Here is a 17438-nt window from a genome sequence, read left to right on the forward strand (position 1 = left end):
GACGGAACCGAAGTCGGGGGTGGGATCAGTCGACACGGGTGAGCTCCTCGGTGGGGACGACGGTTCCGCGGCTGAGCCACGTCGGCACGTCGTCGGGGTCGGTGGGGGCGGGGCCCGCGATGAACGTCGACACCGCGTCGTCGGACCGGACCGACGGCCACGGATCGGTCAGCGCGTCGATGAGCGCGTCTCCCCGCACCCCGGCCTCGTGCAGGGCGAGCAGCTCACGGCGGTTCAGCCCGACGGGCAGCGAACCGTTGCCGAGGTCGGTGCCGTAGAGCACGCGCCCTCCGCGGGCGGCGAAGGCGCGGAGGTTGGCGATCGCCTGCGCGCGGTCGGCGCCCCGGTGGATATCGAGCGTCGAGATCCACGCTTGTCCGCCCGACACCGCGCGAGAGATCTGTCGACGGGTCACGGGTTCGTCGAAAGGCGTGTGCGCCAGCGCGTCCACTTCGGCCGCGATCGCCCGGTCGACCTGCTCGCGCCCCTGGGCGTGCGCGACGGTCGGTAGGCCGCGCTCCCGCGCCGACGTCACGATGGTCGCGAGCTCCTCGTCGGACACCACCGGCCCGGCGTCGGCGTGCAGGGCGATCTTGATGACCGCGGCTCCGGCATCCGCCTGCTCATCCACGGCGGTGCGGGCTCCGCCCTCGACTCCCGGATGCCGAGACGCGTCGGTGATCGTGCGCACGACGGCGGCCGGAGCCCACGACCTGCCCGAGGGGTATCCGCCGGGTGCGGTCAGGAAGGCTCCGGCGAACGACACCCGCGGCAGGCCGGAGCCGCGCCGGGCGAGGGTCATCGGATCGCCGCCGAGGTCGACGACCGCGGCGATCCCGCGAGAAGGCAGGCCTGCGGCGTCGATCAGGTGCAGGTGCACGTGATGATCGACGAACGCGGGCAACGCCGTGCCGAGCTCTGCGGTGAGCGCGCGGCGCACCGGCCATGCGGCAGAGAGGGTCACGCCGACCCGATCAGATCAGCGAGAGCTCGCGCAGCTTCGACTCGACGTCGGCGTTCGAGGGCTCGACGTGGTGGCTGGAGTCGGGGTAGACGACCACGGGGATGCTGGTGCGACCCGAGATCTCCTTGGCGACGTCGGCGGCCGAGGGGTCGGCCACGAGGTCGATGTACTCGTAGTCGATGCCGAGCTCGTCGAGCTGCTTCTTCGTACGGATGCAATCGCGGCACCAGTCGGCGCCGAACATACGGATGGGTGCGTCGGAGGACATGTCTCCAGCGTACGCCGCCCCCGGCAGCCGGGCGTCAGGCCGTGACTTCGTCTTCGAGGGGCTCGATGGCGTGGACGACCTTGCTGACGCGGCTCTTCTTGGGCGCATAGACCACGAGGGCGTGGAACACGAAGCGCACGACGAACGCGGCGACGAGGGTCAGCGCGGCAGCCACGACGCTCTGGAAGTGCGCCTGGCTCACGAGCACCCAGATCACCGGGATGCGCACGATGGCCTCGACGCCGTTGAACGTGAACGACTTGATGAAGCGATGCCGCATGAGACCCGACTCCGCGCGCATGTCGGCGAAGACGAGGTACTCGAGGGCGAGGAAGTTGGCCACGATCGTCACGATGCTCGCGATGACGGCGGCGATGAGGTACTGCACGCCCACGGCTTGCAGCGCCCACATGATCGCCAGGTTCGCGAGGGCGCCGAGTCCGCCGACGAGCGCGAAGGCCGACATGCGGCCGAAGCGGAGCATGGTCAGCTGGGTGAGGAAGCGCATGCCCTGGCTGAACGACGCCTTGGATTCGCCGGCGAAGCGCGGAGCGAACGAGAACGGCACCTCGGCCACGCGCATCTGCTTGCGGGCGAGGATCTCGAGCAGGATCTTGAAGCCGCGGGGCTGCAGGGTGTCCATGTCGAGTGAGCGACGGTCGACGAGGAAGAAGCCCGTCATCGGGTCGGAGCAGTTGTGCAGCTTCTTCGGGAACATCGCCTTGGTCAGCAGCGTCGACGCGCGCGAGACCGTGGTGCGCACGGCGTTGGCCAGACCGTCGGAGGTGCCACCGGCGATGTATCGCGAGGCCACGACGACGTCGGCGTCGCCCTCTTCGGCGCGGGCGAGCAGCTCGGCGATGACCTCGGGCGGGTGCTGCAGATCGCCGTCCATGACCACGCACCGGTCGGCCTCCGCAGCGCGGATGCCCTCGACGACGGCGCCGCCGAGACCGCCCACGGGGTCGTCGCGGTGGATCAGGCGCACGGGGATCTCGGCGCCGGCGGCCACGGCCCGGATGATGTCGGGAGTGTCGTCGGTGGAGTCGTCGACGAAGATGACCTCGACCGTGCGGCCGAGCAGTGCCTGCGTGGTGCGCCGGACCAACTCGGCGACGTTCGGGCCTTCATTGAAGGTCGGAACGATGACGGATAGATCCATGGGTGCTCGCGTTTTCGTCGGTAAGTCAGAAATACACAGCGTAGACCGGCCGACGCGTGCTCAATCTGGGATTGTGGCGGAGTTCCCTGGGAGGTAGCGGATGTTCACCCCAGCGATCCATGAGAAACCGCCCGTGAGACGGCGAAAACGCGGTGTCGTCACCCGATGCTCGCACGCAGGTCGTCGACCGTCATGCCGTAGTTGACGCGGATGACGGGAAGGGCGAACTTGTCGGTGCCGATGCGCACGTAGCCGTGCTCGATCGTGCGGCCGAGTTCGAATCCGGCCCGCCGCACCCCCTCCTTCGTCGTGTCGTCGTAGTGTCCGTAGGGATAAGCGACGACCTCCTTCGCCCCCAGGATCTGCGCCGATTGCTCGAGATCGGCCGCGATCGTGGCGGCGTCTTCGTTGACCATCCGCCCCCGGCCGTTCGCCCCGGCTCGATGCATGTCGTGCGTGTGCGAGCGCTGCAGGACGAACGGGTTGGGCGCGGGCGCGGTGCGGACGGAGGTGATGACGAACGAGGTCGTGAGCACCTCGCGCGCGGCGACGATGGGGGCGGCGAGATCCAGCCAGGAGCTGTCGGCGTCGTCGTCGGTGACCACGACGGATCGCTGGGGCAGGTAGAGGCGCCCGTCGATGAAGGCGCTCACCTCGTCCCACGTCGGCAGGTAGAACCCGCCGTCCTGCACGTACGCCATCTGCGCATCGAAGTCGCCGATGAAGGCGTAGTTGAGGCGGAGCCAGCCGTCTTCGCCCCCGGGCTTCTGCGTGAATTGGTGGTACATCAGGATCGGCAGCCGCGTCTGCTCTGCCGCGTTGGCCTCGGGGGTGGTCCACCCGGCGTGCAGGGTGCGCCGGCGATCGGTGCACGAGACGAGGTCGGCTCCGTTGATGCGCTCCGCGAGCGAGAGGGTGCTCGCCGCGCCCGCGTCGGCGTACCAGCCGGCGAAGACGCGACCCGGCTGCGCGGGAAGGGGGAGTGCCTCGTACCGCGCACCGATGGTCTGCAGCTGCGGGGTGAGCGCGAGCGAATCACCCTCGAACGACACCGCGCAGGCGTTCGGATCGGCGGTGGTCGCCAAGAGCTGCTCCGCCGGCGTGAGTGGAGTCGGCGTGGGCGTCCCCGCCGGGGTGGGACCCTCCGCGGTGGGCGAGGCGCCGGCCTCCGGCCGAGCGACGCCGCGCGTCACCGCGAGGGCCGTCACGCCGGCGGCGATCAGGGCGACGGACAGGACGGCGGCGACGACGGAGCGGCGTCGACGGACGGCGCGCGATGTGCGGCGGCGCTGCGCGACTCGGGTGCTGTGCATGGGGCCTCGGGATCGGGTGGGCGAATCGGCGAGAGCATAGTGAGATGACGCGAACGCTCGGATACGCGATTCGATCCGCGCCCGCCCGTCGCGGGAGGATGAAGGAATGATCCGCATCGGCATCGTCGGCACGAGTTCCATCTCCGAGCAGTTCGCCCACGCGGTGGGTGTCGTCGACGGGGTCGAGGTGTCGCGCGTCGCCTCCCGCGACGCGGCGCGGGCGCGGGAGTTCGCCGATCGCGTGGGGGCTCCCGGCACCGCTGAGGGGCTCGACGCCCTCCTCGCCGCCCCCGACGTCGACGCCGTGTACCTCGCGAGCCCGAACGCCGTGCACGCGGAGCAGGTGCGCGCAGCGGCGGATGCCGGCATCCCGGCCCTCGTCGAGAAGCCCGCGGTCCTGACCGCGGACGAGTGGGATGCAGCGGTCGCTCACGCACGCGAGCGGGGCGTCGTGCTGCTCGAGGCCATGCGCAGTGCGTACGACCCCGGGCTGGCGGAAGTGGCGCGGCTCGTGCCCCGGCTCGGACGACTGCGTCGCGTCTCGTTCCGGTACGAGAAGCGCTCGGCGCGGTACGACCACGTGCTCGCGGGGGAGCAGACGAACATCTTCGACCCCGCGCTGGGCGGCAGTGCGCTGCGCGACCTCGGGGTCTATCCGTTGCACGTTCTGGTGCGGCTGTTCGGGGCGCCGCGCGCACTGCAGGGCGCACGCGTCGGCATCGCCTCCGCGACTGACGGCCTCGGTTCGGCGCTCGCCGTCTACGACGGCTTTCTCGCCGACGTCGCGTGGTCGAAGATCACCGACACCTCTCTGCTCAGCGAGATCCAGGGCGAAGACGCCTCTCTCGCGATCGATGCGATCGAGGCCCCTCGACTGCTGACCCTCACTCCGCGCGGGGGCGCGGCAGAGGTCGTCCGCGTCGAAGCCCCCGACAACCCGATGGTCGGAGAGATCGAGCGCTTCCGCGAGGCGATCGGCGGCGTCGACATCGCCCGCGATCAGGAGCTGACCGGTCTCACGCTGCGGGCGATCGACCAGATCCTCGCGGTTCCGCTGGTCTGAGGATTCACCTCCCGTTTCCCCTGAGGAAGAGGATCGGCGGATGACGCGAGACGGCCGGGTGGGAGAGGTGTTCCGGGCGTTCCTACGCCTCGGAGTGACGTCGTTCGGGGGACCCGTCGCGCATCTCGGCTACTTCCGCGACGACCTCGTCGTGCGACGCCGGTGGATGGACGACCGCGCCTACGCCGACCTCGTCGCGCTGTGCCAGTTTTTGCCCGGACCGGCTTCGAGCCAGGTCGGCTTCGCCATGGGTCTGCAGCGCGCGGGCATCCTCGGCGCGCTCGCCGCGTTCCTCGCCTTCACCCTTCCCTCCGCGATCCTGCTCGTGCTGTTCGCCGGTGGAGCGGCGCTGGTGGGGGGACCGATCGGCGACGGAGTGCTGTCGGGCCTCAAGATCGTCGCGGTGGCCATCGTGGCGCACGCCGTGTGGGGGATGGCGCGCACCCTCACCCCCGACGCCCGCCGGGCGGGCATCGCGGTGGCGGGTCTCGGGCTCGCCCTGCTGCTGCCCGCGGCGCCGGGGCAGCTCGGCGCCCTCGCCGTCGGCATCGTGGGCGGGCTGCTGCTCCTGCGCGGGGTGCCCGAGGCCGAGGGGCCGCGGCTGCCGTCGTTCGGGGTGCCGCGGGCCGTGGCGATCGCGTGTCTCGCCGCCTACGCTGCGCTCCTGATCGCCCTCCCCCTCTCAGCGACGGCGACGGGGGCGGGCACCGCGCACCTGCTCGACGCGTTCTATCGCGCCGGGGCGCTCGTGTTCGGCGGAGGCCACGTCGTCCTGCCGCTGCTGCAGGCGGGCGTCGTCGAGACCGGATGGGTGTCGTCGGGCGACTTCCTCACGGGCTACGGCGCCGCGCAGGCCGTGCCCGGTCCGCTGTTCACCTTCGCGGCGTACCTCGGGTCGATCTCAAACGTCGGCCCCGGGGGCGTCGCGGGTGCCGCCCTCGCGCTCGCCGCGATCTTCGCACCCGGATTCCTCGTACTGGTCGGAGTCCTGCCTTTCTGGGATGCCGTGCGCGAGAGGCCCCGGGTGCGCGCGGCGATGCGCGGCGCGAACGCGGCCGTCGTCGGCATCCTGGCCGCCGCCCTCTACACCCCGGTCTTCACGACCGCGGTGACCGGTCCGGGCCCGTTCCTGCTGGCGGCGGTGGGCTTCGTGCTGCTGACCGCGTTCCGCGCGCCGGCATGGGCCGTGGTCATCGTGGGCGCGGCCGGGGGAGTGGTTCTGGCCTTCCTCTGAGTCGGCCCGACACGTCGCGATCGATGCCAGGATGAGCACACCGCAGCGCCGCGGCGAGCATCCTCGAGGGAGAGAACCGTGTTCCACAGCCCCCACCCGAGCGTCGAGATCCCCGACCAGAGCATCTACGACTACCTCTTCGCCTCCCTCGACGACGCCGATCTGGCCCGCGTCGCGCTGATCGACCCGACGTCGGGGGCCGAGACCACCTACGGCACACTGCGGCAGCAGGTCGACGCCTTCGCCGGGGCCCTCGCGCACCGGGGGGGCCGACACCGAGACGGTCGTGGCGATGCTGTGCCCGAACGTCCCCGCCTTCGCCACCGTCTTCCACGGCATCCTGCGCGCCGGGTCGGTCATCACCACGATCAACTCCCTCTACACCGAGCGCGAGATCGAGACCCAGCTCCGCGACGCGCGAGCCACGTGGCTCGTCACCGTCTCGCCGCTGCTGCCCCAGGCGCGCGAGGCGGCCCGCGCCGTCGGCATCCCGGACGATCAGCTCATCGTGCTCGACGGAGCCGACGGACACCCCGACCTGCGCTCGCTGCTCGTCGAGGGGCGCACGCCTCCGGAGGTGCGGTTCGACCCCGCCACCCACATTGCGGTGCTGCCCTATTCGTCGGGGACGACGGGTGTGCCCAAGGGAGTGATGCTCTCGCACCGCAACCTCGTCGCCAACGTGGCGCAATGCCGGGTCGTGATCGAGATCGCCCGCGACGACCGGGTGCTCGCGGTGCTGCCGTTCTTCCACATCTACGGCATGACCGTGCTGCTCAACCTCGCGCTGCGCCAGCGCGCCGCCCTGGTCACCATGCCGCGCTTCGACCTGACCGACTTCCTCACGACGATCCAGGATCGCCGCTGCACCTTCCTCTTCATCGCCCCGCCGATCGCGGTGGCGCTCGCCAAGCACCCGGCCGTCGAACAGTTCGACCTCTCGAGCGTGCACAGCGTGTTCTCGGGGGCCGCGCCCCTCGACGGGGAGACGGCCGAGACCGCCGGGCGACGCATCGGCGCGCGGTTCTACCAGGGCTACGGCATGAGCGAGCTCAGCCCCGTCTCGCACGCAATCCCCGGGAACTCGGACATGCCCGTCAGCTCGGTCGGCGTGCTCATTCCCAACTGCGACGCGAAGCTCGTCGATCCCGAGACCGGCGCCGAGCTCGAGGAGTACGGCGACGACGGTCTCACTGCGCCGGGCGAGATCTGGGTGCGCGGGCCGAACGTCATGCTCGGCTACCTGAACCGCCCCGACGCGACGGCCGAGACGCTCGACGCCGACGGCTTCCTGCACACCGGCGACATCGGCGTGCACCACGTCGACGGGTACTTCACGATCGTCGACCGGCTCAAGGAGCTCATCAAGTACCACGGGTACCAGATCGCCCCGGCGGAGCTTGAAGCCCTGCTGCTGGCGCATCCGAAGGTCCAGGATGCCGCGGTCATCGGCGTGCGCGACGACGAGGGCGAGGAGATCCCCAAGGCCTTCGTGGTGGCGGCTGCGGATGCCGGCCTGACGGCGGAGGACGTGATGAGCTTCGTCGCCGAGAACGTCGCTCCGCACAAGAAGGTGCGCCGGGTCGAGTTCATCGACGTCATCCCCAAGTCGACCTCGGGCAAGATCCTGCGGAAGGACCTGCGCGCGCGCGAGGCCGCGGCCTGACACACGACGAAGGGCGGGGCGTCTTGCGACGGCCCCGCCCTTCGTGGGTGCGGACTACGGTGCGATCAACGCACCGGACTGTGCGGCGGCCTCTTCGGCGCGCTCGTCCTCTTCCTTCTTGCCTCGGCGCTCATCGGCGGCCTCCTGCAGCGCCGACTTCGCCCGCAGCGGCGGCGTGCGGAAGAACAGCGACAGGACGAAGGCCAGCAGCACTACGCCCATCGCGGTCCAGTAGACCGTGGTGGCGGAGTTGTTGAACCCGACGAGGAACGGCTTCGTCAGCCGCGCATCCGCGCCCACCAGGAACGAGGTGTCGTCGAGGGTCGACCCGCCGATCGAGGTGTTCTCGTCACCCGCGGTGAAGCGGTCTTCGAGGGTGGTCGCCACCGTGTCGACGAAGGCGGCGCGATCCGTCCCGTTCGAGAAGTCGAGGCTGACCGTGCCGTCAGCGGCGACCCGCGCGACGGGCACCTGCTGCTGGATCTGCGTGGCGGCGGCCTGAACGGCCTGGGACACGGCGGCCTGCGTCGCCTGCGCCTGAGCGGCCGCGGGGATCTGGCCGGCGGCGACCTGCGCGGCGACGGCCTGGGTCGCGGCATCCGTCGCCTGCTGCACACCCTGCTGTGCCTGCTGCGTCACGGCCTGGGTGGTCTGCGCGACGATGGGGGTGTAGATCGACGACATGATCTTCTCGTTCGCCGGCGCCGACGACACGGTGGGGTCGAACGCCGCGTCGAGCGCGTCGGTCAGGGTGCCGCGGTCGGAGAACGATCCGATGATGTTCGAGGGCATCAGCGTGAACAGCAGCGACAGCAGCACCGCGGTGCCCAGCGTTCCACCGATCTGGCGGAAGAACGTCGAGCCGCTGGTGGCCACGCCCATGTCGCGCAGGCCCACCGAGTTCTGGCTGGCGATGGTCAGCGTCTGCATCAGCTGACCCAGACCCAGGCCGATCACGAGCATCGCGACGGCGACGTGCCAGTAGGGGCTGTCGTACTTGAGGAACGTCAGCAGGAAGAAGCCGAGCGACATCAGCGCCGTGCCCAGGATCGGGAACATGCGGTACCGGCCGGTGCGCGCGATGATCTGGCCGCTCGCGATCGAGGCGATCATGAGGCCGAGGATCATCGGCAGCATCTCGAAACCGCTCTGCGTCGGCGAGGAGCCGAGCACGAGCTGCAGGTACAGCGGCAGGGTCAGCATCGCGCCGAACATGCCGAAGCCGACGAGCACACCGATGATGGTGGCCATCGAGAAGGTCGGCGACCGGAAGAGCTTCAGCGGGATGAGCGCGTCGTCCTTCATCGCGGTCTCGGCGATGACGAAGGCCAGGATGCCGAGGGCGCCGATGACGTAGCAGGCGATCGCGATCGGCGAGCCCCAGCCCCAATCACGGCCCTGCTCGGCCACGAGCAGCAGCGGGACGAGCGCGACGATCACGGTCGTGGCGCCCCACCAGTCGATGCGCACGGAGTGCCGCGGCTGCTTCGGGATGTGCAGGAAGCGCCAGACGATCGCGAGCGCGACGATGCCGATCGGCACGTTGATGAGGAAGACCCAGCGCCATCCGGTGATGAACAGGATCTGGCTGGCGCCGGCGAACAGACCGCCGACGAGCGGGCCGATGACGCTCGAGATGCCGAAGACGGCCAGGAAGTAGCCCTGGTACTTCGCACGTTCGCGCGGGGCGAGGATGTCGCCCATGATGGCGAGCGGCATCGACATCAGGCCACCGGCGCCGAGGCCCTGGATGGCGCGGAACGCGGCGAGCTCGACCATCGAGGTCGAGAAGCTCGCGAGCACCGATCCGATGATGAAGATGAGGATGGCGATGAGGAACAGCGGGCGCCGACCGAAGATGTCGGAGAGCTTGCCGTAGATCGGCGTCGAGATGGTCGACACGATCAGGTAGGCCGTCGTGACCCAGGCCTGAAGGCTCAGGCCCTGCAGGTCGTCGCCGATCGTGCGGATCGACGTGCCCACGACCGTCTGGTCGAGGGCGGAGAGGAACATGCCGGCCATGAGGCCGAAGATCACGAACATGATCATGCGGTGCGTCATGACCGTGTCGGTCGCCCCGGTGGTGGGGGAGGCCGCACGGGCGCGTCTGGTTTGCGTGATGTCTGACATCGGGGCCTCTTCGAGAGAAGGCCTGGCGGACGGCTCGGGGTAGCTCAGTCGGGCGCCAGGTGTTTGCTAAAAGTCAACAAATAGTAGCGCTGTCCGGAGGCGTCCGTAACCACCCGCGGCTGTGGGGACCCTATGCGGGTGTTCGCGCCCGTGTTCGGCGCGGGGGATGGCGCCTCCACCGGTCACGAGAACAGGGGGATGCCATGGGAACAGGGCGATATCGCGGAGAACGGCCTGTTCTCGACGCGCGTCCTGTTCTCCACGCAGCGGGGCGCGGGGAGGGATCCTCGCAGGGGAAAAGACAAAACCCCCGCCATGTAGAAGCTAGGCGAGGGTTTCTGGGACCGTTGTAACGACGGTCCGTGTGGCTCCGACGGGCGTCGATCCCGTGACCTCACGATTTTCAGTCGTGCGCTCTACCAACTGAGCTACAGAGCCGAGCGACATGTCTGCCGCTTCCTAAACGAAAGGCCTCCTCGAAAGAAGGCCCGTCGCTGTGGAGCGACCCTGACGGGACTTGAACCCGCGACCTCCGCCGTGACAGGGCGGCACGCTAACCAACTGCGCTACAGGGCCATGCGTTTTAAATTGTACTTCACCGGAAAGTGACCCCAACGGGATTCGAACCCGTGCTACCGCCGTGAAAGGGCGGCGTCCTAGGCCGCTAAACGATGGGGCCGGATGAGCCTGAAACCTTGTGATTTCATCCTCGCTTGCCGACGACCGAGCCTACTTCACATCTTCGGAGATTGCCAATTCGGGGCGTGGCGTGCGGCTCCCGCGCGTGTCGAGGGCCCAGGATGGGCGGCGGCAGCGGGAACTCACCCTGTTGTACGTGTGACTCGTGTTGCTACTGTTGGCCGAGTTGCGACCGGTGAGATGAGGTATTCCCGTGACGCTCGAGCACCTCGACGAGACAGACGACTGCGGCTGCGCGCCCACGCCGGCCGAAAAGCGACGGTTGTGGCCGACGTTCGACCGCCGTGGCGCGCTGAAGTTCGGCGTGATGGGGGCCGTCGCCGTCGGTGCGTTCGGTGCCGCGGCATCCGGATTCAGTTCTCCCGCCGTCGCCGCCGACTACCCCTCGTGGGACGACGTGCAGGCGGCCAAGGCGAACGAATCCGCGAAGGCGGGTGAGATCGCCCGAATCCAGGGCCTCATCGCGCAGCTCCAGTCCGAGGTCGCGCGCACCCAGGCCGAGGTGCAGGCGCGCTCCGACGAGTACTTCACCGCGCAACAGGCCTACCTCGACGCCGACTACCGCGCGCAGCTGATCCAGACCCAGGCCGACGCCGAAGCCGCGAAGGCGACGGATGCCGCGACGAAGGCCGGCAAGGTCGCCGCGCAGCTGTACCGCTCGGGCGGAGACGACACCTCGCTCGACCTGTTCTTCTCGGGCTCGGCGGCCACGGCCGACGACCTGCTCGCCAAGCTCGGCACGATGGACAAGCTCCTCGAGCGCAACCGGTCGGTGTACGCCGCGGCCGTGACGGCCCGCGACAACGCGCAGCAGTTGAGCAACCAGGCCAACGACGCCCGCGCCGAGCGTGACCGTCTACAGAAGATCGCCGAAGACAAGATGGTCGCTGCGCAGCAGGCCGCTCAGGCCGCGCAAGACGCCCTGGCCGCGCAGCAGGCCAACCAGGTGACGCTCGAAGCGCAGCTCGCGGCCCTGCAGGACACCACGGCCAAGACGATCGCCGACTACCAGGCCGGCGTCGAAGCAGAACGCAAGGCCCGCGAGGAGCGCGAGCGTCAGGCCCGCGAAGAGGCCGAGCGCCGCGACCGCGAACGTCGCGAGCAGGAAGAGCGCGACCGCCAGAACGCTGCGAACAACAGCGGCGGTGGCGGCGGGGGCGGAAGCAGCAGCGGTGGCGGTGGCGGCGGAAGCAGCGGCGGCGGCGGTGGCGGTGGCGGTGGCGGTGGCGGCGGAAGCGTCGTCGGATCGGGCTGGGCTCGCCCGTCTTCCGCGTACACGACGTCGGGCTACGGCCCGCGCACCGGCCAGTGCACCGCCAGCTATTGCGCGAGCACCTGGCACCTCGGTCTCGATTTCGGCGCCAGCTGCTGGTCGCCCATCTACGCGGCCGCAGCCGGTCGCGTCACCTACGCCGGCCGCTACGGCGGCTTCGGCAACTACATCCGCATCCAGCACGACGACGGCTCGGGCACCGGATACGGACACATCGTCGACGGCGGCATCTACGTCTCGTACGGTCAGCGCGTCGGAGCGGGCGAGCAGATCGCCGCGACCGGACAGACCGGCAACTCCTTCGGCTGCCACCTTCACTTCGAGGTCTACCCCCCGTGGGGTGGGACCACCGATCCCGCGCCCTGGCTGCGCGATCGGGGCGTCTCGGTCTGACCGAGCCCACGAGAAAACCCCCGGTCGCAGGACCGGGGGTTTTCTCGTCTGCAGAAGATCAGAGGGTGTTCGGAGCCTCGCCCGAACCCTGCGTCTTGGTCTGAGCGTCGTGCTCGTCGAAGCGCGTGAAGGCCTCGGCCACGAGACGCTCGGCCTCGGCGGCATCCGCCCACTCGTCGACCTTGACCCACTTATTGGGCTCGAGGTCCTTGTAGTGCTCGAAGAAGTGCGAGATCTCCTTCTTGGTCCACTCGTCGATGTCATCGACGTCCTGGATGTGGTCCCAACGCGGGTCCTTGGCGAGCACGGCCACGACCTTGTCGTCGCCGCCGGCCTCGTCGCTCATCTTCAGCACGCCGACCGGGCGCACCTTGGCGAGGATGCCGGGGTGCAGATCGCGGTCGAGCAGCACCAGCACGTCGAGCGGGTCGCCGTCTTCGCCGAGGGTGTTCTCGAAGAAGCCGTAGTTGGCCGGGTAGCCGAACACCGTGTAGAGGATGCGGTCGAGGTAGACGCGGCCGGTGCCGTGGTCGACTTCGTACTTCACGCGGCTTCCGCGGGGGATCTCGATGACGGCGTCGAAAGCGCCCATACTCGTGCTCCTTAGATCTGTGGATTTCCGCGGCCCAGCCTAGTCGGGCGGGCGCGCGACGCCCACGCGGAACCAGACCGCAGGAGTTCGCGGTCGACGAGGGCTGACCAGACGCGGTGTCGGGGCGTCACCGCCGGGAACTCCTGCGTCATGTCATGGGCGGCGCAGGCGGCGGCGCCGCGGCCCGGCGATAGCGTGGAGACATGGATCACCGCCCCGGCCTCGACCCGTCCGTCGCCGAGGTGCGCCGTGCCGTGCGCGCGGCGCTCGACGAGATCGAGGGCACCGTCGTCGTCGCTCTGTCGGGTGGGCCCGACTCGCTCGCCCTGGCGCGGGCGACCGCCTTCGAAGCTGCGCGCCGCGGCGTCCGGGCCGAAGCGGTGGTGATCGACCACGGTCTGCAGGAGGGGTCGGATGCCGTGGCCCGGCGCGCCGCCGACGCCGCCCGATCCTTCGGGCTCGACGCCCGGGTCGTCCGCGTCGAGGTCGTGGCGGGGGAGGGCCCCGAGGCCGACGCGCGAGCCGCGCGCTACGCCGGGCTCGCCCGGGCCGCGGAGGAGATCGGCGCGGATGCCGTGCTGCTCGGCCACACGCTCGACGATCAGGCCGAGACGGTGCTGCTCGGACTCGCCCGCGGATCGGGCACGGCGAGCCTGGCGGGAATGGCTCCCCGGCGCCGCGACGAGACCGGACCCACCTGGGTGCGCCCGCTGCTGGGGGTGCGTCGCCGCACGACCGTCGCGGCGTGCGCCGCCGAGGGTCTCGAGCCGTGGACCGACCCGCACAACGCCGATCCGACGTTCTCGCGCGTGCGGGTGCGGGAGCGCGTGCTCCCGGTGCTCGAAGCCGAGCTCGGCCCCGGGGCGGCCGAAGCGCTCGCGCGCACCGCCGAGCAGCTGCGCGAAGACGCCGTCGCGTTCCAGGAGATGATCGACGAGACGATCGAAGACATCGTCGAGCACGCCGAGGCGGGGATCTCGATCTCGGTGGCGGCCCTCGCCGCGAACCCCGCCGCGCTGCGCAACCGGATCATCCGCTACGTGGCCGACAGCGAATTCGGGGTCTCTCTCTCGCGCACCCAGACCCTCGAGGTCGCCCGGCTCGCGACCGACTGGCGCGGTCAGGGGCCGATCGACCTGCCCGGGTGCCTGGCCCGCCGGGTCGGCGCCCGCATCGAACTGGTCGCGCGGGCATGACCCCGGTGACGGTCGGATTGTGAGCGTGCTGTCCTCCCGCGAATCGGCGGAGCTGGCGGAACTCCGTGAACGGGTGTACGGCCCGCCGTCGCCCGAACCGGTCCTTCCCGCGACCATCCATCGCCTGCAGGAGCTGGAGCAGCGCGAGTCCGCGGGCGAACCGGAGCCCGTCCCCGACGAGGTGCCGTCCCCTCCGCCCGCGGAGCCACTCGCCGCACGGGAAAAGGAGGCGCCGGAGAGCTCGGCCGTGAAGCCGCGGCGCCGACGGTCGCTCGTCGCCCTCATCGTCGGCGCGGTCGCGATCTTCGTCGCCGGTGCTGCCGCGGGTGGTCTCTTCACTGCCCGGCCGGGCGACGGGGGCATCCCGGAACTGGAGTGGGCCCAGGCATCGGAAGACGTGATCTTCTCGACGATCAGCGGGCAGGACCCGAGCGCGGGACTCGAGCCCGATTCGGTCCGCTTCATCGCGAACGTGGAGAACACCCTCCTGTACATCGGCCATCAGGCCGGGACGACGAACGTGTGCCTCGTCGTGATCACCACGATCGAGCCGCGACCCTCCGTCACCTGCGGCACCACGGGTGTGACCGCGGAGGTCCGCGACGACTTCCTCGTCGAGGTCGGGCCCGTCGACGACGGCTTCCGCGCGCGGATCGGGCCGGAACTCACCGAGCACCGCCTCTCGGCGAGCGTCACCGCCTTCTACATCCCCGCCCCGAAGGTGTGAGGGGGGTCGCCCGGGCGGCGATGGCGAATCCGCCGACGTAGACTTTCCCAATGCGCGCGGCCGACATCTCCGACGACATCAGCGAAGTCCTCCTCACCGAGGAGCAGATCCACGGAAAGCTCGCCGAACTGGCGACGCAGGTGGCCGCCGACTACGAGGGGCGCGACGTCGTCCTCGTGGGCGTGCTGAAGGGCGCGGTCATGGTCATGGCCGACTTCGCCCGTCACCTGCCGATGCACGTGTCGATGGACTGGATGGCCGTCTCGTCGTACGGCGCCTCGACCCGCTCGAGTGGTGTCGTGCAGATCCGCAAAGACCTCGACACCGACATCACCGGCAAGCACGTGCTGATCGTCGAGGACATCATCGACTCCGGACTCACCCTCAGCTGGCTGCTCGAGAATTTCGCGTCGCGCGGAGCCGAGTCGGTCGAGGTGCTCGCTCTTCTGCGCAAGCCCGAGGCCATGAAGGTCGAGGTCGACTGCCGCTACGTGGGCTTCGACATCCCCAACGACTTCGTCATCGGCTACGGCCTCGACTACGCCGAGCGCTACCGCAACCTGCGCGACGTCGCGGTGCTCGCACCGCACGTCTACTCCTGAGGCCGAACGCCCGAAGGGGCCGGCTGGACACCGGCATCCGGCATCCGGGGTACGCCCACGACGAACGCACAGGCCCGGCATAGTCCTCGCGCGTTAGCCTGATGCGACCGCTTTTCTGCGGAGCACACGAAAGGGCTGGGCTCGCCCACCATGAATTTCAAGAAGATCACGCGTAATCCGATCGTCTACGTTCTGCTGGTCGGTCTGCTTCTGGTCATCGGTTTCTCGCTCATCTCCAACCTCAGCGGCGCCCGTCAGGTGTCGACCAAGGAGGGTCTGGAGCTCCTCAAGGGCGGCACCGTGACCCAGGCGGTCACGAACGATCCCGACCAGCGTGTCGATCTGACGCTGTCGACGCCCTTCGAGGGCGCGAACGACGTGCAGTTCTACTTCAGCCAGGCGCGCGCCAGTGAGGTCGCCAGCGCGATCGACTCGGCGAACCCCTCCGACGGCTTCAACGACGTCGTGCCCAAGCCCAGCTGGTTCGACGGCTTCCTCGGGCTGATGCTCCCGCTCGTGCTGCTCGGTCTGCTCTTCTGGTGGCTGCTCTCCAGCGCCCAGGGCGGCGGCAGCAAGGTCATGCAGTTCGGCAAGTCGCGCGCGAAGCTCGTGACGAAGGAGACGCCGACCGTCACCTTCCAAGACGTCGCGGGCTCCGACGAGGCGATCGAAGAGCTCGACGAGATCAAGGAGTTCCTCAAGGACCCGAAGAAGTTCGAAGAGGTCGGTGCCCGCATCCCCAAGGGCGTGCTGCTGTACGGCCCTCCGGGAACCGGTAAGACCCTGCTCGCGCGCGCCGTCGCCGGCGAGGCGGGCGTGCCGTTCTACTCGATCTCGGGTTCGGACTTCGTCGAGATGTTCGTCGGCGTCGGCGCCAGCCGCGTGCGCGACCTGTTCAACCAGGCCAAGGAGAGCTCCCCGGCCATCATCTTCATCGACGAGATCGACGCCGTCGGCCGCCACCGCGGCGCCGGCATGGGCGGCGGTCACGACGAGCGTGAGCAGACGCTCAACCAGATGCTCGTCGAGATGGACGGCTTCGACCCCAAGGTCAATGTCATCGTGATCGCGGCCACCAACCGCCCCGACATCCTCGACCCCGCGCTGCTGCGCCCGGGCCGCTTCGACCGGCAGATCGGCGTGGACGCGCCCGACCTCAAGGGTCGTCAGCGCATCCTCGAGGTGCACGGCCGCGGCAAGCCGCTGTCGGACTCGGTCGACCTCGAGGTCGTCGCACGCAAGACGCCCGGCTTCACCGGTGCCGACCTCGCGAACGTGTTGAACGAGGCGGCGCTGCTCACCGCGCGCTCGAACGCGCAGCTCATCGACAACCGCGCCCTCGACGAGGCCATCGACCGCGTCATCGCCGGTCCCCAGCGCCGCACGCGCGTGATGAAGGACAAAGAGAAGCTGATCACCGCGTATCACGAGGGCGGCCACGCCCTCGCTGCGGCGGCCATGAACCACACCGACCCCGTCACCAAGGTCACGATCCTCCCGCGCGGCAAGGCGCTGGGCTACACGATGGTGCTGCCGCTCGACGACAAGTACTCCATCACCCGCAACGAGCTGCAAGACCAGCTGACCTACGCGATGGGCGGCCGCGTCGCCGAGGAGATCGTGTTCCACGACCCCACCACGGGCGCGTCGAACGACATCGAGAAGGCCACCAGCATCGCCCGCAAGATGGTCACCGAGTACGGCATGACCAACGAGGTCGGCCCGGTCAAGCTCGGCTCGTCGTCGGGCGAGGTGTTCATGGGCCGCGACATGGGACACGGCCGGGACTTCTCGGAGCGCATCGCCGAGCGCGTCGACGCGCAGGTGCGCGCTCTCATCGAGCAGGCGCACAACGAGGCCTACGAGGTCATCAACGCCAACCGCGAGGTTCTCGACCGTCTGGCTCTCGAACTGCTCGAGAAGGAGACCCTCGACCACCTCGAGCTCGCCGAGATCTTCAAGGACGTCAAGCGTCTGACGCCGCGCCCGCAGTGGCTGTCGTCGGGCGATCGCCCGGTCTCGACCCAGCCTCCGGTCGAGGTCCCCCGTCGCCAGGCTCCCGCCGGCATCGCGGCATCCGCCGAAGCGGAGTCGCAGGCGACGGCTCAGGCGCAGCACCGTCCGAGCGGACAGACGCGCCCGGCAACCGCCTGAGG

The 17438-nt window shown here is 69.7% G+C and carries 14 protein-coding genes and 3 tRNA genes; 8 read left to right on the forward strand and 9 right to left on the reverse strand.

Annotation, left to right across the window (positions count from 1 at the left end; translation table 11 throughout):
* Positions 1–25 precede the first annotated feature (25 nt).
* From M3667_RS05205 to M3667_RS05220, 4 genes are all read right to left on the reverse strand, one after another.
* Complete coding sequence (locus M3667_RS05205) at positions 26–964, reverse strand: hypothetical protein (RefSeq protein ID WP_251505899.1); 939 nt, start codon at positions 962–964, stop codon at positions 26–28.
* Between the two features lie 10 nt (positions 965–974).
* Positions 975–1232: a glutaredoxin domain-containing protein gene (locus tag M3667_RS05210; RefSeq protein ID WP_103206884.1), complete on the reverse strand. Its 258-nt coding sequence runs from the start codon at positions 1230–1232 to the stop codon at positions 975–977.
* 34 nt (positions 1233–1266) lie between these two features.
* Positions 1267–2394, reverse strand: coding sequence for a glycosyltransferase family 2 protein (locus M3667_RS05215; RefSeq protein ID WP_251505902.1), 1128 nt, complete (start codon positions 2392–2394; stop codon positions 1267–1269).
* A 158-nt stretch (positions 2395–2552) separates the two neighbouring features.
* Positions 2553–3707 carry a polysaccharide deacetylase family protein gene (locus M3667_RS05220; protein WP_251505906.1) on the reverse strand — a complete coding sequence of 385 codons (1155 nt, stop codon included), beginning with the start codon at positions 3705–3707 and terminating at the stop codon, positions 2553–2555.
* Positions 3708–3813: 106 nt separating this feature from the next.
* Between M3667_RS05220 and M3667_RS05225 the strand changes: the two genes are divergently transcribed.
* From M3667_RS05225 to M3667_RS05235, 3 genes are all read left to right on the forward strand, one after another.
* Entirely contained in the window at positions 3814–4770 is a 957-nt protein-coding gene (locus M3667_RS05225; protein ID WP_251505909.1) for a Gfo/Idh/MocA family protein, read from the forward strand.
* Positions 4771–4810: 40 nt separating this feature from the next.
* Positions 4811–6004 carry a chromate efflux transporter gene (chrA, locus tag M3667_RS05230; RefSeq protein ID WP_251505911.1) on the forward strand — a complete coding sequence of 398 codons (1194 nt, stop codon included), beginning with the start codon at positions 4811–4813 and terminating at the stop codon, positions 6002–6004.
* A 292-nt stretch (positions 6005–6296) separates the two neighbouring features.
* Complete coding sequence (locus M3667_RS05235) at positions 6297–7670, forward strand: AMP-binding protein (protein WP_251506518.1); 1374 nt, start codon at positions 6297–6299, stop codon at positions 7668–7670.
* 54 nt (positions 7671–7724) lie between these two features.
* Here the strand turns inward: M3667_RS05235 and M3667_RS05240 are convergent, their stop codons facing one another.
* The 4 genes from M3667_RS05240 to M3667_RS05255 form a co-directional block, all read right to left on the reverse strand.
* A complete protein-coding gene (locus tag M3667_RS05240; protein WP_251506522.1) occupies positions 7725–9731 on the reverse strand; it encodes an MDR family MFS transporter in 2007 nt (668 codons plus the stop codon).
* 434 nt (positions 9732–10165) lie between these two features.
* Positions 10166–10238 (reverse strand) — tRNA-Phe (locus M3667_RS05245).
* A gap of 64 nt (positions 10239–10302) precedes the next feature.
* Positions 10303–10376, reverse strand: a tRNA-Asp gene (locus M3667_RS05250).
* A 30-nt stretch (positions 10377–10406) separates the two neighbouring features.
* A tRNA-Glu gene (locus M3667_RS05255) sits at positions 10407–10479 on the reverse strand.
* Between the two features lie 213 nt (positions 10480–10692).
* Between M3667_RS05255 and M3667_RS05260 the strand changes: the two genes are divergently transcribed.
* Positions 10693–12165, forward strand: coding sequence for a M23 family metallopeptidase (locus M3667_RS05260; RefSeq protein WP_251505913.1), 1473 nt, complete (start codon positions 10693–10695; stop codon positions 12163–12165).
* A 58-nt stretch (positions 12166–12223) separates the two neighbouring features.
* Here the strand turns inward: M3667_RS05260 and M3667_RS05265 are convergent, their stop codons facing one another.
* The gene (locus M3667_RS05265; protein WP_144830087.1) at positions 12224–12757 is read right to left on the reverse strand and encodes an inorganic diphosphatase; all 534 of its coding nucleotides are present in this window, start codon (positions 12755–12757) and stop codon (positions 12224–12226) included.
* 203 nt (positions 12758–12960) lie between these two features.
* On the opposite strand from M3667_RS05265, the gene tilS reads away from it, so the two are divergent.
* The 4 genes from tilS (at position 12961) to ftsH (ending at position 17436) form a co-directional block, all read left to right on the forward strand.
* Positions 12961–13953, forward strand: a complete 993-nt coding sequence (gene tilS / locus M3667_RS05270; RefSeq protein WP_251505916.1) for a tRNA lysidine(34) synthetase TilS — start codon at positions 12961–12963, stop codon at positions 13951–13953.
* Between the two features lie 19 nt (positions 13954–13972).
* Entirely contained in the window at positions 13973–14680 is a 708-nt protein-coding gene (locus tag M3667_RS05275; protein ID WP_251505919.1) for a hypothetical protein, read from the forward strand.
* Between the two features lie 50 nt (positions 14681–14730).
* Complete coding sequence (hpt, locus tag M3667_RS05280; RefSeq protein WP_251505922.1) at positions 14731–15282, forward strand: hypoxanthine phosphoribosyltransferase; 552 nt, start codon at positions 14731–14733, stop codon at positions 15280–15282.
* A gap of 150 nt (positions 15283–15432) precedes the next feature.
* Entirely contained in the window at positions 15433–17436 is a 2004-nt protein-coding gene (gene ftsH, locus M3667_RS05285) for an ATP-dependent zinc metalloprotease FtsH (protein WP_251505926.1), read from the forward strand.
* Positions 17437–17438: the final 2 nt, after the last annotated feature.

The sequence above is a fragment of the Microbacterium sp. P26 genome, from assembly GCF_023712585.1.
Taxonomy (GTDB): Bacteria; Actinomycetota; Actinomycetes; order Actinomycetales; family Microbacteriaceae; genus Microbacterium; species Microbacterium algihabitans_A.

Coding starts and splice junctions, on each gene's coding strand:
- M3667_RS05210 (WP_103206884.1), bottom strand. CDS start 1,232: ATGTCCTCCGACGCACCCATCCGTATGTTCGGCGCCGACTGGTGCCGC.
- M3667_RS05215 (WP_251505902.1), bottom strand. CDS start 2,394: ATGGATCTATCCGTCATCGTTCCGACCTTCAATGAAGGCCCGAACGTC.
- M3667_RS05220 (WP_251505906.1), bottom strand. CDS start 3,707: ATGCACAGCACCCGAGTCGCGCAGCGCCGCCGCACATCGCGCGCCGTC.
- M3667_RS05225 (WP_251505909.1), top strand. CDS start 3,814: ATGATCCGCATCGGCATCGTCGGCACGAGTTCCATCTCCGAGCAGTTC.
- chrA (WP_251505911.1), top strand. CDS start 4,811: ATGACGCGAGACGGCCGGGTGGGAGAGGTGTTCCGGGCGTTCCTACGC.
- M3667_RS05235 (WP_251506518.1), top strand. CDS start 6,297: ATGCTGTGCCCGAACGTCCCCGCCTTCGCCACCGTCTTCCACGGCATC.
- M3667_RS05240 (WP_251506522.1), bottom strand. CDS start 9,731: ATGACGCACCGCATGATCATGTTCGTGATCTTCGGCCTCATGGCCGGC.
- M3667_RS05265 (WP_144830087.1), bottom strand. CDS start 12,757: ATGGGCGCTTTCGACGCCGTCATCGAGATCCCCCGCGGAAGCCGCGTG.
- tilS (WP_251505916.1), top strand. CDS start 12,961: ATGGATCACCGCCCCGGCCTCGACCCGTCCGTCGCCGAGGTGCGCCGT.
- hpt (WP_251505922.1), top strand. CDS start 14,731: ATGCGCGCGGCCGACATCTCCGACGACATCAGCGAAGTCCTCCTCACC.
- ftsH (WP_251505926.1), top strand. CDS start 15,433: ATGAATTTCAAGAAGATCACGCGTAATCCGATCGTCTACGTTCTGCTG.